This is a genomic window from Mesorhizobium sp. P2_E9 (assembly GCF_056403815.1).
In genome coordinates this window covers 151,746-166,450 of record NZ_JBFUET010000005.1, presented here as the reverse complement: position 1 = coordinate 166,450, position 14,705 = coordinate 151,746, and the positions used below count along the sequence as shown (strand labels likewise).

Genomic DNA, 14,705 nt, shown 5'->3' with positions numbered 1-14,705 from the left:
AGCCTCGATGGCGGGTCCGGGCGACAACACGCGCAACAAGTCAAAGACGGGGTCTGAAGCCGACAGCTTCAAGCGTGCCGTCACCGTCTGCATGCGCGCCATTGCCGGCGACAAGGAGCTCGAAGTCGGCTTCGCGAAGGACCGGCCGGCGCTCGCCGGCAGCCGCGCGCGCTTGCCCGAACTGCCGAAGAAGGCGTCGAAGACAGACATCGCGATCACCCGTGGCCTCGGCGATTCCATGGCGCTGAAGCGCGCCTGCCACGATGCGCGCATCCACACCAAGCTGGCACCGGAAGGCAAGGCGGCCCGCGCCATCTATGACGCGGTCGAGCAGGCCCGCGTCGAGGCGATCGGCAGCCGCGCCATGCAGGGCGTCGCCGACAATATCGGCTCGATGCTGGAGGACAAATACGCCAAGGCCAATCTGGTCGACGTCAAGGACAAGGCCGACGCGCCGATAGAGGAAGCGCTGGCGCTGATGGTGCGCGAGAAGCTGACCGGCCGGCCTGTCCCCAGGAGCGGCGAGCGGCTGGTCGAACTCTGGCGGCCCTGGGTCGAGGAAAAGGCCAAGGCCGACCTCGACGGGCTTTCGGCCAAGCTCGACGACCAGCAGGCCTTCGCCCGCGTCGTGCGCGAGATGCTCGCCTCCATGGAAATGGCCGAGGAACTCGGTGACGACCAGGAGACGGAAGATTCCGAGGACAATGACGACAACCAGCCGCAAGGCGAGGAGCAGAGCGAGGAGGGCGGCGAAGAGGATTCCGGCTCCGAGCAGTCGCAGTCCGAGGATGCCGAGGCTTCGGCCGATGATGAGCAGTCGTCCGAGACGGAGGCCTCCGACGCCACCGCCGACGATCTGTCCGATGACGACGATGCCGATGCCGAGACGCCCGGGGAGGCCCGCCGCAACGACAATCCCTTCACCAATCTGCCGAAGGAAATCGACTACAAGATCTACACCACCGCTTTCGACGAGACGGTTGGCGCCGAAGAGCTTTGCGAAGAAGAAGAGCTCGACCGGCTGCGCGCCTTCCTCGACAAGCAGCTGGCCAATCTGTCCGGCGTCGTCGGGCGGCTCGCCAACCGGCTGCAGCGCCGGCTGATGGCGCAGCAGAACCGCTCCTGGGATTTTGACCTGGAAGAGGGCTATCTCGACCCGGCGCGGCTGGTGCGCGTCGTCATCGACCCGATGCAGCCGCTGTCCTTCAAGCAGGAACGCGACACCAAATTCCGCGACACGGTGGTGACGCTGGTGCTCGACAATTCGGGCTCGATGCGCGGCCGGCCGATCACGGTTGCCGCCACCTGCGCCGACATATTGGCGCGCACGCTGGAACGCTGTGGCGTCTCGGTCGAGATCCTCGGCTTCACCACGCGGGCGTGGAAGGGCGGCCAGGCGCGCGAGAAGTGGCTGAAGGACGGCAAGCCGCCGAACCCCGGCCGGCTCAACGATCTGCGCCACATCATCTACAAATCCGCCGACCATCCGTGGCGCCGCGCACGGCGCAATCTCGGCCTGATGATGCGCGAAGGCCTGCTCAAGGAAAACATCGACGGCGAGGCGCTGCTGTGGGCGCACAATCGCCTGATCGCCCGGCCGGAACAGCGCAAGATCCTGATGATGATCTCGGACGGCGCGCCGGTCGACGATTCGACGCTTTCGGTCAATCCGGGCAATTATCTCGAACGCCATTTGCGCGCCGTCATTGAACTGATCGAGACGCGCTCGCCGGTGGAACTGCTGGCCATCGGCATCGGCCACGACGTCACGCGCTATTATCGCCGCGCCGTCACCATCGTCGATGCCGAGGAACTGGCCGGCGCCATGACCGAGCAACTGGCTTCGCTGTTTGCCGAGGAAAGCGCGCGCGACACGCGGCGCGGCGGCATGCGGCGCGCCGGATGATTTTTTGGCGGGGCGGGTTTCGGCAGACGCTTTTCGCCGCCATTGCCCTGTTCGCCGGCGTGGCCTCGGCGGCAGCCGGGTCGGCCGCGGTCGAACCCATCGAAGTCTCGGCCCGCCCAATCACCGAATTCCATATTGGCCGCACTGACAAGCAGTTCGGCCCGCTCGAATTCGTCGGCGGGTTGGAAATGACCTCGCCATCACGCGATTTCGGCGCGCTGTCGGCCTTTCGATTTCTGAAGGCGGGCAGCGATTTCATCGGCGTGGCCGACACCGGCTACTGGTTCTTCGGCACGCTGGCCCGCGACGCCGACAGGCGGCCTGTGGGCATCCAGAACTTCCGCATGCAGCAGATGGTCGACCAGAGCGGCCAGCCGATCGACGAGAAATGGGAAGTCGATGCCGAAGGCCTCGCGGTCAAGGATGGCATCGCCACCGTCGGTTTCGAGCGCAACCATCGCGTCGCCCAGTTCAGGATCGACCCGACTGATATGAAGGCGCCATACCGGCAACTGGATTTCCTGGTGCCGGCGCGGGAGCTGCGCCAGAACCGCGGCTTCGAGACCGTCACCCACGCCAATGCCAGTGGTCAACACGAGGGCGGTCTGGTCGTGGTCTCGGAAAAGAGCCTCGACAAGGCAGGCAACATCTATGCCGCCATCATCGAAGGGCCGCACAAGGGCATCTTCACCGTCAAGCGCAATGGCGAGTTCGACATCACCGATGGCGCCTTCCTGCCGGATGGCGACCTTTTGCTGCTGGAACGCAGCTTCTCGATGGCCGGCGGCCTCAAGATGCGGCTGCGGCGCATCTATGGCGAGAGTGTCGAGAAGGGCGCCGTCGCCGACGGGCCGGTGCTGCTGGACGCCGACATGGGCTACCAGATCGACAATATGGAAGGGCTCGACGTCTGGACCCGTGACGACGGTGCGCTGATGGTGTCGCTGGTCTCCGACGACAACCACTCGATCCTGCAGCGCAACCTCTATCTGGAATTTATCCTGCATCAGGATTGAGCGGCGCTTCAGCGCGAACCCAACGGCGGGTTCGATTTGGTCTGATACCTTCCACTCGGTCGCTGCTGCGCAGTGCCAACCAATCCGCTTGGCGCTGCGGCGGATACATAGGGAGAGGTGTTACCCATGTATCCGGTTCAAAGTGTTACCCCATCTATCGGCTGGACAAGCATAGCTCGAAGAAGTGGGAGGCAATCTTTCATCAGATCCGCCTCATTGCTCGTTTGCCGCAGATTAGGCGCTCGCTGCGTCGTGCCCAATTTGCGGCGACGGCGCGTTTGACGAACGCCTTCCCCACTCCGTCGCTGCTTCGCAGCGCCGGAGTGGGGGTCGGCTGCTCGATCTACGCCGATCAAAACACTTTAGTGTAGACTTGACTATTCATGCGATCAGAGCAATACTCAAGTCCATGCTTAACTATTCAGAGATCGACAGCATCCTTCGCGCTCTTGTCGAGCCGACCCGCCGCCAGATCCTGGAACGGTTGAGCCGCGGACCGGCCACCGTCAGCCAGCTGGCGGAGCCGTTCGGCATGACCTTTGCCGCCGTGCTCCAGCATCTGCAGGCGCTGGAGGCCTGCGGGCTGATCCGCAGCGAAAAGATCGGGCGGGTGCGCACCTGCCGGATCGAACCGGGCGGGCTCGCCCCGCTCGCGGACTGGATTGCCGAACGCCGCATACCAGCGGAACGCCACCTCGACCGGCTCGGCCAGATCCTGGCCGAGTCAGACCCATCCCCCAGAGGGCCATCCCCAAAAGGCCAATCCCCCAAGAAGAATCAGGAAAAGGACGAACAGCAATGAACCAGATCGCCTCCGTGAAGGACGAGCACTCCGTCATCCATTCCACATTCACCATCGAGCGGACCTATCCGCAATCGCCGGCCAAAGTCTTCCACGCCTTTGCCGACAAGGCCACGGTGCGGCGCTGGCGGGTCGACGGCGACGGTTTCACCATCGCCGAATTCAGCTTCGATTTTCGCGTCGGTGGCGGCGAGGTGTCGCGCTTCAGCTATGGCGGCGGTCCGGAGGTCAGGCTCGACGCCCAGTTTCAGGACATCGTTCCGGACCAGCGCATCGTGTTTTCCTACCGGATGGCCATCGGGCCGCAGCCCATGTCGGCGTCGCTGACCACGGTTGAGCTGACACAATCGGGTGATGGCACGCGGCTGACTTATACCGAGCAGGGCGCGTTCTTCGATGGCGTCGATTCCGCCAAGGGGCGGGAGGAGGGGACGCGCGGGCTGCTCGAGGCTCTTGGCGTGGAGCTCCAGAAGTCAAACTAAAACGAAACCACCGGCGGCTTCAGTCAGGACCGCGAGCTGTTAATGGCGATCCAGATGACATGACGCGCGCCACGCTTGCCGTTGGCGCGCGTGTTGACCTCCTCGACCGCGAAGCCCGCCTGCTTCAGCCGCCTGACAAAGCCGCTGTCCGGCCCCTGCGACCACACCGCCAGCACGCCGCCGGGCTTGAGGGCGGTGCGGGTGGCGACCAGGCCTGCCAGGCTGTAGAGGGCGTCATTGCCCTTGTGGACGATGCCTTCGGGGCCATTATCGACGTCGAGCAGGATGGCGTCCCAGGCTGCCGGTTCAGACCGTATCAGTTGCCCGACATCGGTCTCCTCTATGGTGACGCGGGGATCGTCGAGGCAACCGCCAAACACTTCGGCCATCGGGCCGCGTGCCCAGGCGACGACCGCCGGCACCAGCTCAGCGACAACGATGCTGGCATCCTTGCCCAACTCGGCGAGCGCGGCGCGCAGCGTGAACCCCATGCCAAGACCGCCGATCAGAATCCTCGGCTGACGATGGCCAGTGATCCTTTGGCAGGACAGTTTCGCCAGCGCTTGCTCGGAGCCGCTGAGGCGGCTGTTCATCAGCTCGTTGGTGCCGAGCATGATCGAGAATTCGCTGCCGCGCCGCTTGAGGCGAAGTTCTTGGGCACCATCCCCGGTCTTTGCCGAATCGAGCTGGACCCAGGGGATCATGGTTTAGACGGCCACGGCTGGCTGGCTCCAGCGGGCGGCGAGCAGCCGGTAGGGGATCAGTGCGACCACGGCGATGATGAGCTTGACGCTTAGGTCACCGAACGCCCAGGAAACCCAACGCATGGCGTCGACGTGGAAGACACCCATCAGCGGCGCGGTCTCGAGCGCGAAACTGTCATTCGGGCCGGCAAAAGCGAAAGCGGCCGAGAAAGCGACGGTGAAGAACACCATGGTGTCGAACACCGATCCGACCAGCGTGCCGACGATGGGCGCCCGCCACCAGCTCTGCCGGCGCAGCCGGTTGAACACGGTGACGTCGAGCAACTGCGCGGACAGGAACGCTGCGCCCGAAGCCGCGGCAATGCGCACCAGCCGGTCGGCGGCGGTCTCGAATTCGATCAGGCCATGGCGGAACAGGAAGGGCGGAACGAGGATCGAGCAGACCACTGCCGTCATGAAGCCGACAAAGACGATCCGGCGCGCCACGGCAGGCCCGTAGCGGCGGTTGGCGAGGTCGGTGACCAGGAACGAGAAGGGATAGGTGAAAGCGCCCCAGGTCAGCAGGTCGGCCAGCGACAAGCTGCCGATCTGGCCCTGCATCGGAAACTGCACGAGAATGTTCGACGCCACGACGACAAGCGCCATGGCGGCCACGAAGGGCAAATATCGCGAGAAGGAAGTCATTTTTTTATCCTGGGTAATGGAACCAGCGGAGCATCATTCCGATCGGGCGGTGCTCGCTTTGTAGGTGAGCACCAGATGTCGAAGCTTGCGGATCTATCCGATGCCCCAAGGCCAACTAGAAGTTGGCCAGAGGCCAACAAGGGGTTGGCCAGGGCGGTCGTCCCCCGCCTTTATCTGATGTTACGCAGCGACCTGTTCGGCCAGCTTCTTGGCGATCTGCTTCTTCAGCAGGCGCGCGCGCTGTGACAGTTCCTTGGCGTCGGCCTTGGCCAGGAAAGCGTCGAGACCGCCGCGATGTTCGACTGAACGCAGCGCGTTGGCCGAGATGCGCAGGCGCACATTCTGGTTCAGCGCTTCCGAAATCAGCGTCACATTGACGAGGTTCGGCAGGAAGCGACGCTTGGTCTTGTTGTTGGCGTGGCTCACATTGTTGCCGGTCTGGACTGCCTTGGCAGTGAGTTCGCAGGTGCGGGACATAATTCTAACCTTCAATTCTCTCGGGACCTGCCAAACCTTTGTGCCCACGCCGGGTGGCGCGCGGTTCTGGTCAGGCGGCCTTATGGAAAAAGTTGGCGTTCCATAGTTGCATTTCGCCGGGGCGTCAAGCTCCGGCTTCGCCACGGAAGCGCCCGGCATTTCATATTAAGGCCGGATTTCATCCTATAAGCGGTCTCATAGGGACATGCCAGACCGGAGTTGCCCGCCTCCGGTCGAAAATCAAGGATCCGATCCCCGCCATGCCTCGTTCGTCTCACGCCTTTTTCGCCGCACTGGTGATTGCCTTGCCGTCCGCCGCTTCCGCTGCCTCGCCGCAGTCCTTCAAAGGCGAATACACGGTCTCTTTTTTCGGTCTCTCCATCGCGAGATCGACGTTCTCAAGTCACTATGAGAACGGTGCCTACGCGATCGAAGGCAGCGTGACCGCTGCCGGCCTTGCCAAGCTGTTCGACGACACGCGCGGCACGATCTCGTCCAAGGGCACGATTTCCGGCAAGAAGCTGGTGCCGCAGGCATTTCGTGCCGACTACACCTCCGGCAAGAAGGCTTCGGTGGTCGATGTCCGCTTCAACAATGGTGCCGTGACTTCGACGCAGGTCATCCCGGCTCCGGGCAAGCGCGACCCCAAGGCCTGGGTGCCGATCGGCGCCGGCGACCTGGCTGCGGTGCTCGATCCGATGGCCGCCACCGTCATCCATGCCGACAGCCTCGACCAGGTCTGCGGCCGCACGGTGAAGTTCTATGACGGCGAGATGCGCGCCGACCTGACGCTGACCTACAATTCGAAAGGCACGATCTCGGTGCCGGGCTACAAGGGTGATACCGTCACCTGCCGGATGGGTTTCGAGCCGGTTGCGGGCTACCGCAAGGGCCGCAAGGCGCTCAACTATCTCAAGAACAAAAGCCGCATGATGGTGACGTTTGCGCCGCTTGGCCAAACCGGAGTATATGCGCCGATCCACGCCACGGTGGGAACGCAGATCGGCACTTTGACCATCAGCGCCGGGCGTTTCGAAGCGGTACAATAGGCTCGCCACCGGAGACAGAAGAGGGCGCGCCACTGGAGAGGACATGGCGCGGGCAACACTGATCGGGTTTTCGGTGGTCGCCATGTGGGCGCTTTTGGCGCTGCTCACCGATGCGTCCGGCAAGGTGCCGCCGTTCCTGTTGTCGGCGATCACCTTCTCGATCGGCACCGGGGTCGGGCTTGTCTCGCGGCTGTTCATGCCGGCTGCCGACAAGAGCCAGAAAATACCGCCGCAGGTCTGGCTGATCGGCATTGCCGGCCTGTTCGGCTACCACTTTTTCTATTTCACCGCTTTGCGCAACGCGCCGGCGGTTGAGGCGAGCCTGATCGCCTATCTGTGGCCGTTGCTGATCGTGCTCGGCTCGGCGCTGATGCCGGGCGAAAAACTGGCGTGGAACCATGTCGTCGGCGCGCTGCTCGGCCTTGCCGGCACGGTGCTGATCGTCACCAAGGGCGGTGGACTGGCCTTCGATGCGCGCTACGCCTTCGGCTACGCCATGGCCGCCGTCTGCGCCGTGCTGTGGTCGTCCTATTCGCTTTTGTCGCGGCGCTTCCCGTCGGTGCCGACCAGCATCGTCACCTGGTTCTGTGCGGCGACCGCCGTGCTGTCGCTCGTCTGCCATCTGGCGCTGGAACAAACGGTGCTGCCGGACGGCGCCGGCCAGTGGCTGGCCGTGCTCGGCCTTGGCCTGATGCCGGTGGGCGCGGCCTTCTATGCCTGGGACATCGGCGTCAAGCGCGGCAACATCCAGGTGCTGGGTGCGGCAAGCTACGCGGCGCCGCTTTTGTCGACGCTGGTGCTGATCGCGGCCGGCGTCGCCGAGCCGTCGCTGCGCATCCTTGCCGCCTGCGTGCTCATCACCGGCGGTGCGGCCCTGCCGGCAAAATCGCTGTTCCTGCGCAAGCCGGCCGCGGTTGAGAGCGGAGCCGAAGCCGTCGAAAGCGGAGCCGGGGCATGACGATGCCGTTTGCCGGTGGCATCGACGCCAATGCCAATGCGACGCTGATCTTCTCGCTGGTTGCGGCGGTGATCTATGCTTTCACGTTGGGTATGCCGCAGAGCCTTGCCCGCTCCGCGGCAAAGACGCTTGCGGTGGCGATGCTTGCCGTGCTTGCGGCGCTGCAAGGCGGCCCGCTGCTGCTGGTCGTTCCGCTCGCGCTCAGCGCGGTAGGCGACGCCTTCCTGTCGCGCGACGGCGAAAAGGCGTTTCTCGGCGGGTTGGCCAGCTTCCTTGTCGCCCACATCGTCTACATCGCGCTGTTTCTGCGCAGCGGCGGCGGCATGGCATTGCTTGGCGCCGAATACTGGCGCGGGGCGATCGCGCTGGCACTGGCGGTGTTCGTGGTCGTCATGCTGGCAGCACTCTGGCGTCGCGTCGGCCCCAGCCTGCGTATCCCGATCGCCTGTTATGTCGTGGCGATCCTGGCGATGGGCATGGCGGCGCTGACCACCAACAGTGTCTGGGTCATCGGCGGCGCGGTGCTGTTCATGGCCTCGGACGGGTTGCTGGCCACCGAGAAATTTCTGGTGGCGGCCATCTCGCCGCATCGCGCCTGGATGCGTTTGGCCGTTTGGGGGCTGTATTACGCCGCCCAGCTCGCGATTACATTGGGTTTCCTGCTGGGGTAGGGCTCCAGCCCGGCTCGGCCAGTTCGAAGGCGGCGAAATCAAAACCCGGCGCAACGGTGCAGCCGACCAGCGTCCATTCGCCGAGGCTGCGCGCCGATTGCCACCAGCCCGCCGGTACGACGATCTGCGGCCGCTCGCCCGCCGCGAGCCCGATGCCCAGCACCTGCTCGATCACGGCACTTTCTTCTTCCCACATCGACAGTGCCAGCGGCGCGCCGGCATAAAAGTGCCAGACCTCGGCGGCATCCTTGACCCGATGCCAGGCCGAAACCTGATGCTTTTCCAGCAGGAAATAGATGGCGGTCGAATGGCCGCGCTTGCCACCGGCGCCGTCGCGAAAAGTCTCGGCGTACCAGCCGCCTTCCGGATGCGGCTTCAAGCTGAGCGTTGCGATGATTTCTGCGGAACTCGTCATGGGTTCGACGATACCATCGGCCTCAAAAATTGTCCTTGCGCTTGCGGATTTCGGCGAACACCTCGGCATCGCCAGCCTTTTCCATGCCGAGATGCTTGCGGATCGCCGGGTCATGCCAGCGCAGGAAGGGATTGGTCGACAATTCCTCGCCGATGGTCGTCGGCAGCGTCGGCTTGTTGTCGACCCGCAGCGCCTCGATCCTGGCAGCGCGCTCCTTCAAAGCCGAATTGGTCGGGTCGACGGTCAGCGCGAAACGGGCGTTGGCGAGTGTGTATTCGTGGCCGCAATAGATAGACGTCGCGGCGGGAAGGGCGGCAAGTTTCTTCAGCGATTCATACATCACCGTCGGCTTGCATTCGAACAGCCGCCCGCAGCCCAGCGCAAACAGCGTGTCGGCGGTGAAGGCCACTTTCGATGCCGGCAGATGGTAGGAAACGTGGCCGGCGGTATGGCCGGGGGTGGCGATCACCTCGATGCGCTCATCGCCGAGATGCAGCACGGAGCCCTCTTCGACGGTTTCGTCGATGCCGGGGATTTTGGCCTTTTCGGCTTCCGGGCCGACGATGCGCAGCTTGAAGCGCTCCTTCAGCGCTAGATTGGCTTCGACATGGTCGGTATGGTGATGCGTGGTCAGGATCATCGTCGGCGTCCAGCCGGTGCGCTTGATCGCGGCCAGGATCGGCGCTTCCTCGGGCGCGTCGATGATCGCGGTCTGCCCGCTTTTGGGGTCATGCACCAGCACGCCGAAATTATCGCTGCGGCACATGAACTGTTCGATTTCGACCGCCATCGCATCTCTCCATTGTCGCGGCAGACATAGGGCGCCTATGGGCCGATGTCATCCCGCGATATTGGGTCGATCAAGGCCTTTTATTGAAACCCGCCGATATCACGGCTACATCCCTGACATGCATTCCGACATCGTCGACCTTCGCTCCTTTTATTCGACAACGCTCGGCCGGTTCGCCGAGCGCTCGATCACCATGGCGCTGTCATCGATATGGGCCACTGTCCCCAATGAACGGCTGGTCGGGCTCGGCTATACGCTGCCCTGGCTTGAGCGGTTCGGCACCGATGCCGAGCGGGTGTTTGCTTTCATGCCGGCGACGCAGGGCGCCGTGGTCTGGCCGGCGACGGGGCCGACGGCAACGGCTCTGGTTTTCGACGAGGAACTGCCGCTGGTCGATTCCTGCATCGACCGCATGCTGCTCGTCCATTCGCTCGAACATGTCGAAAATCCGCGCGAGACGCTGAACGAGATCTGGCGGGTGCTGTCGCCGGCGGGACGCGTCGTCATCGTCGTGCCGAACCGGCGCGGTGTCTGGGCGCGCTTCGAACATACGCCGTTCGGCAATGGCCGGCCTTTTTCACGCGGCCAGCTTACCGAGTTGCTGCGCGAGGCGAATTTCACGCCCGCTTCCTGGTCGGATGCGCTGTTCTTCCCGCCATCGCGGCGGCGCTTCATGATGCGCTTCCACAATGTGCTGGAGCGCGCCGGTCGGCGGTTGTGGCCGATCTTTTCCGGCGTCATCGTCGTCGAGGCGCAGAAACGGCTCTATCAGGGTGTACCGGTCGCCCAGCGCGCGTCTCGTCGCGTCTTCGTGCCGGTGCTGTCGCCGCATGGTGCGACGCGGCTCGGCCGCCGGGCCGAAGCGGCAGCGCCGTCCCACCAGGTGAAACCTTCGTGATCAAGGCGGAAACTTTCCTCGCGCTGCATTTTCTCGACCTATCTGTCTCGCGGACTGGTTGACGGGCGGCGGCGGTCGGCTCTCTTCATCCGGTTTCAGCATCGCATCTGAACGCAAGGACCTCTGACATGGCTGATCAACTGGACAATCAGGCCACCGTTCAGCCGGTCGCAGTGGCCAGCAGCCTGCGCGATCAGGTGGCGACGATCAGACGGGCGCTGGTGGGATCGCCGGTTCGCAAGTGGTTGCTGTGGACGTCGGTCGGCATCATGGCCGTCATCATCGCGACGTCGATCGGCCAGGTCCTGCTCAACCGCTGGAACCAGCCCTTCTACGATGCGCTTGCGCGCCGCGACATGGCGGCATTCGGGCACCAGCTTCTGGTCTTTGCGATGATCGCCGGCGGGCTGCTGGTGCTCAATATCGGCCAGACCTGGCTCAACCAGATGATCCGGCTGAAGCTGCGCCAGGCGCTGACGCTGGACCTGATCGACCAGTGGATGCGGCCGGCGCGCGCCTTCCGGCTGGCCAATGCCGGCGCCATCGGCGTCAATCCCGACCAGCGCATGCAGCAGGATGCCGCGCATCTGTCCGACCTGTCGACGGATCTCGGCGTCGGGCTCCTACAGTCCCTCATCCTGCTCCTATCCTTCGTCGGCGTGCTGTGGGAACTGTCTTCGGGCTTCGTCTTCCATATTGGCGGCTGGTCGCTGGCGATACCGGGCTACATGGTGTGGGCCGCGTTCCTCTATGCGGGCATCGCCTCCTGGCTGAGCTGGCTGGTCGGTCGGCCGCTGATCAGGCTCAACAGCGATCGCTACACGCGCGAAGCCGAGCTGCGCTCCTCGATGGTGCGGGTCAATGAGAATGTCGATGCCATAGCGCTCTACCATGGCGAAGACGACGCCAAACGGCGGCTCGAACTCGACCTCGGCACGGTGCTGGGCGCGATGCGGCGTATCTTCACTGCCCAGATCAATCTATCCTGGGTGACCGATACCTATGGCTGGATCACGGTCGTGGCTCCTATTCTGGTCGCGTCGCCGGTTTATTTTTCCGGCGACATCAGCTTCGGCGGACTGATGATGGCGGTCGGCGCCTTCAACCAGGTGCACTCTTCGTTGCGCTGGTTCATCAACAACATCGGTAGCATCGCCGACTGGCGCGCCACGCTGATGCGCGTCGCCGATTTCCGCATCGCGCTCGATGAAACCGACGTGCTGCACGACAAGGAAAGGCGCATCACCTTCGATCAAAACGGCAATGGCAGCCTGACGTTCGAGAAGCTTCAGGTGGCCTCGCCGGAGGGTTGCACGAAACTCTCCGACCAGCATGTCGAAATCCACCCCGGCGAACGCGTCATGATCACCGGCGAGCCGGGCGCCGGCAAGACGCTGTTCTTCCGCTCCATTGCCGGGCTTTGGCCCTGGGGCAGCGGAAAGATCGGCCTGCCGGCGGGCGAAACCCTCATCTTCGTGCCACGTGTGCCGTATTTGCCGGCCGGCACGTTGCGCGAGGTGCTCAATCACGCGAACGGGCATGCGCCGGCGAGTGATGCCGACATTGCGGCGGTGCTGGCCGAGGTTGGTCTTGAACGGCTGTCGTCCTCGCTCGATCGCATCGGGCGCTGGGACCATGAGTTGGGCGATGACGAACAGCGCTTGCTGGGCGTGGCAAGGCTCGCCTTGCGGCAGCCGAAATGGGTGATCATCGACGAAGCGATGGACGCTTTCGACGGACCCGCGCTGCGCCGCGTACTGGCGATGCTGGAAAAGCATCTGAAGGGAGCCGCGATCATCAATATCGGGCGCGGTCAGCACAACACTCAGTTCTTTCCGCGCGGTTTGACGATCGTGAAGGATTCCGGTGCGCCGGCGCTGAAACCCGCCCGCGTCAGGGCTGGCGCCATCGATCCGCCGCCGGCTGTCGCGCGCCGCAAGAAATAGGCTGTTTTCTCTGGTTGCGTGGGCAAAACCTTATTTCGCCGTGATCGCAATGGAAGATTTACCGGAGAAACAACCCCGGCATTGGCCATGCTCGATGTGCTGCGCCTGCTTGCCTGCCTTGCCTGCGCCCAGGCAGTTCCCGTCGCTTCATCGCCGGATGTGCCGGCCGTCGACGTCAAGCTTGTGCTGGCGGTCGATATCTCCCTGTCGATGGACGAAAACGAATTCGCGCTGCAACGCGCCGGCTATGTCGAGGCATTGCGGCATCCCGATTTCATCCAGGCCGTCCGGTCCGGCAATACGGGCCGCATCGCGCTCGCCTATTTCGAATGGGCAGGCACGGTGCGCGATGACGCGGTCATCAGCTGGCAGATCATCGACAGCACCGAGAGTGCCAACCGCTTTGCCGACAAGGTGGCGGCGCGGCCGTTCCGGAGTTTCCGCGGCACCTCGATTTCCACGGCACTTGCCTTCGGCGCCGGGCTGTTCGACAGGACGAATTTTGGCAGCGAGCGCAGCGTCATCGACATATCGGGCGATGGCCCCAACAATATCGGGCCGCCGGTCACCGCGACGCGTGATGCTGCAACCGCCAAAGGCATCATCATCAACGGCCTGCCGATCCTGATCAACCCATCGACTACCTTCAGCCATCTCGACCAGTATTATGCACAGTGCGTGACCGGTGGCCCCGGCTCCTTCGTGCTGCCGATTTATGCGGCCGCAGAATTTTCCACCGCCATCCGGCGCAAGCTGATCCTTGAAGTGAGCGGCATTCAGGACAAGGCGAGGGTCATCCCCGTCGACGCGGACGCGCCGATCGACTGCCTGCAAGGCGAACGGGACAGGCGCTTCCTGTCGGATCCCTATTTTCCGGAACTCGACCGGTGAACTTGCGAAGGGTTCAGGCAGGCCGGGCGCCGAACTTGTTGCGAAACTCATTGTAGAGATCGCGACGCCAACGTCGGCCACATACATAACCGTTGACCAGTTGCGGCAGCGAGTAACCAAGCTCCTTGGAAGACCGGTTGGCCATGTATCCGGCAAATGCCTCGGGCAAACGGCCCCTGAGAATATCGGCAATGAGCTGGCGCGAGATCATGTAGGGGGGAATGTGCGGATAGGCGTGAGCAATATGCGGATGCTTGCCCATCAGATTTGCATAGGCTTCGACATAGCCGTCGCGGCGGCCTGAAATCGAATTCTCCGAATTGTGTTTCGTCCAGTCGAGATCTCCGGACAGTTGCGCGCCGAAGCGCCGGGCGAGGCGCAGCAGCAATTCCCGATCCTGCATCCGGGTGATGTCGCTGTCATAGCCGCCAACGGCCAGCAAGGCCTCGCGGCGGGCAGATATCGCCGAGCCGGCGATGAAGATCGTTTGCGCCACAAGCGTCCGCTCCAGCATTGCCGGGCTGACGAATGCCTCGGGGTTGATGCAGTTGGTGGTGCGACCGCTCTTCAAGGAGACGAACGAACTGAGCAGCACCTGAAGCGCGGGATTGTCATCGAACCACGTCAAGGTCCGTTCGAGCCGGTGCGGCATGTAGACATCGTCGGAATCGAGAAATGTCACCACCGGTGCCCGCGCACGCTCGATTCCGGCATTCCGGGCGGCGTTGGCGCCGCGCCATTTCGCACCGACATAGATCAGCCGCGGGTCGCTGATGCGGGCCAGCGCCGCCTCCGTGCCATCGGTGGAGCCATCGTCGACGACGATGTGCTCAAGCCTTGGCATGCTCTGGGAAAGCACGCTTTCAACGGCGCGCAACACCGTTTCGCGCCGGTTGTGCGTCGGCGTGATGACCGTGATGAGGGGTGCCGTATCCTGGGCCTTGGCCATTCAGCTATGACCGACATACGCAGGCACGTGTTCCGGCTCGTCGCGGACCGTGCGTCGTTGCGCCTTC

At 63.7% G+C, this 14,705-nt stretch carries 16 protein-coding genes; 10 read left to right on the top strand and 6 right to left on the bottom strand.

Annotation, left to right across the window (positions count from 1 at the left end):
* Nucleotides 1-7 precede the first annotated feature (7 nt).
* The 4 genes from cobT (at nt 8) to AC1D05_RS11050 (ending at nt 4,206) form a co-directional block, all read left to right on the top strand.
* The gene (cobT, locus tag AC1D05_RS11065; RefSeq protein ID WP_477440778.1) at nt 8-1,906 is read left to right on the top strand and encodes a cobaltochelatase subunit CobT; all 1,899 of its coding nucleotides are present in this window, start codon (nt 8-10) and stop codon (nt 1,904-1,906) included.
* Nucleotides 1,903-2,922, top strand: a complete 1,020-nt coding sequence (locus tag AC1D05_RS11060; protein WP_477440777.1) for an esterase-like activity of phytase family protein — start codon at nt 1,903-1,905, stop codon at nt 2,920-2,922. The genes cobT and AC1D05_RS11060 overlap by 4 nt, the downstream gene beginning before the upstream one ends.
* A gap of 409 nt (nt 2,923-3,331) precedes the next feature.
* Nucleotides 3,332-3,724 (top strand): ArsR/SmtB family transcription factor, encoded by a 393-nt coding sequence (locus tag AC1D05_RS11055; RefSeq protein WP_477440922.1) that lies wholly within the window; start codon nt 3,332-3,334, stop codon nt 3,722-3,724.
* Complete coding sequence (locus AC1D05_RS11050; protein WP_477440776.1) at nt 3,721-4,206, top strand: SRPBCC family protein; 486 nt, start codon at nt 3,721-3,723, stop codon at nt 4,204-4,206. The genes AC1D05_RS11055 and AC1D05_RS11050 overlap by 4 nt, the downstream gene beginning before the upstream one ends.
* 23 nt (nt 4,207-4,229) lie before the next feature.
* Here the strand turns inward: AC1D05_RS11050 and AC1D05_RS11045 are convergent, their stop codons facing one another.
* The 3 genes from AC1D05_RS11045 to rpmB all read right to left on the bottom strand — a co-directional run bounded on the left by AC1D05_RS11045 (nt 4,230) and on the right by rpmB (nt 6,071).
* Nucleotides 4,230-4,910, bottom strand: a complete 681-nt coding sequence (locus tag AC1D05_RS11045; RefSeq protein WP_477440775.1) for a spermidine synthase — start codon at nt 4,908-4,910, stop codon at nt 4,230-4,232.
* 3 nt (nt 4,911-4,913) lie between these two features.
* Nucleotides 4,914-5,594 (bottom strand): queuosine precursor transporter, encoded by a 681-nt coding sequence (locus tag AC1D05_RS11040; protein ID WP_477440774.1) that lies wholly within the window; start codon nt 5,592-5,594, stop codon nt 4,914-4,916.
* Nucleotides 5,595-5,774: 180 nt separating this feature from the next.
* Nucleotides 5,775-6,071 carry a 50S ribosomal protein L28 gene (rpmB, locus tag AC1D05_RS11035; protein ID WP_475456800.1) on the bottom strand — a complete coding sequence of 99 codons (297 nt, stop codon included), beginning with the start codon at nt 6,069-6,071 and terminating at the stop codon, nt 5,775-5,777.
* Nucleotides 6,072-6,331: 260 nt separating this feature from the next.
* Here rpmB and AC1D05_RS11030 point away from each other — a divergent pair, with 260 nt between their 5' ends.
* From AC1D05_RS11030 to AC1D05_RS11020, 3 genes are read left to right on the top strand one after another with little or no spacing between them, the layout of a single operon-like run.
* Nucleotides 6,332-7,120 carry a DUF3108 domain-containing protein gene (locus AC1D05_RS11030; RefSeq protein ID WP_477440773.1) on the top strand — a complete coding sequence of 263 codons (789 nt, stop codon included), beginning with the start codon at nt 6,332-6,334 and terminating at the stop codon, nt 7,118-7,120.
* A gap of 43 nt (nt 7,121-7,163) precedes the next feature.
* Nucleotides 7,164-8,078, top strand: coding sequence for an aromatic amino acid exporter YddG (yddG, locus tag AC1D05_RS11025; protein WP_477440772.1), 915 nt, complete (start codon nt 7,164-7,166; stop codon nt 8,076-8,078).
* Nucleotides 8,075-8,749 carry a lysoplasmalogenase family protein gene (locus tag AC1D05_RS11020; RefSeq protein WP_477440771.1) on the top strand — a complete coding sequence of 225 codons (675 nt, stop codon included), beginning with the start codon at nt 8,075-8,077 and terminating at the stop codon, nt 8,747-8,749. The genes yddG and AC1D05_RS11020 overlap by 4 nt, the downstream gene beginning before the upstream one ends.
* Here the strand turns inward: AC1D05_RS11020 and AC1D05_RS11015 are convergent.
* Nucleotides 8,724-9,164 (bottom strand): cupin domain-containing protein, encoded by a 441-nt coding sequence (locus AC1D05_RS11015; protein WP_477440770.1) that lies wholly within the window; start codon nt 9,162-9,164, stop codon nt 8,724-8,726. The genes AC1D05_RS11020 and AC1D05_RS11015 overlap by 26 nt on opposite strands.
* A gap of 22 nt (nt 9,165-9,186) precedes the next feature.
* Complete coding sequence (gene gloB / locus AC1D05_RS11010) at nt 9,187-9,954, bottom strand: hydroxyacylglutathione hydrolase (protein ID WP_477440769.1); 768 nt, start codon at nt 9,952-9,954, stop codon at nt 9,187-9,189.
* A gap of 118 nt (nt 9,955-10,072) precedes the next feature.
* Between gloB and AC1D05_RS11005 the strand changes: the two genes are divergently transcribed.
* The 3 genes from AC1D05_RS11005 (at nt 10,073) to AC1D05_RS10995 (ending at nt 13,689) form a co-directional block, all read left to right on the top strand.
* On the top strand, nt 10,073-10,852 hold the full coding sequence (locus AC1D05_RS11005; RefSeq protein ID WP_477440768.1) for a class I SAM-dependent methyltransferase: 780 nt from the start codon (nt 10,073-10,075) through the stop codon (nt 10,850-10,852).
* A gap of 128 nt (nt 10,853-10,980) precedes the next feature.
* Entirely contained in the window at nt 10,981-12,798 is a 1,818-nt protein-coding gene (locus tag AC1D05_RS11000) for an ABC transporter ATP-binding protein/permease (protein WP_477440767.1), read from the top strand.
* A gap of 87 nt (nt 12,799-12,885) precedes the next feature.
* Nucleotides 12,886-13,689: a DUF1194 domain-containing protein gene (locus AC1D05_RS10995; protein ID WP_477440766.1), complete on the top strand. Its 804-nt coding sequence runs from the start codon at nt 12,886-12,888 to the stop codon at nt 13,687-13,689.
* Between the two features lie 13 nt (nt 13,690-13,702).
* Here the strand turns inward: AC1D05_RS10995 and AC1D05_RS10990 are convergent, their stop codons facing one another.
* Nucleotides 13,703-14,638 carry a glycosyltransferase family 2 protein gene (locus AC1D05_RS10990; RefSeq protein ID WP_477440765.1) on the bottom strand — a complete coding sequence of 312 codons (936 nt, stop codon included), beginning with the start codon at nt 14,636-14,638 and terminating at the stop codon, nt 13,703-13,705.
* Nucleotides 14,639-14,705: the final 67 nt, after the last annotated feature.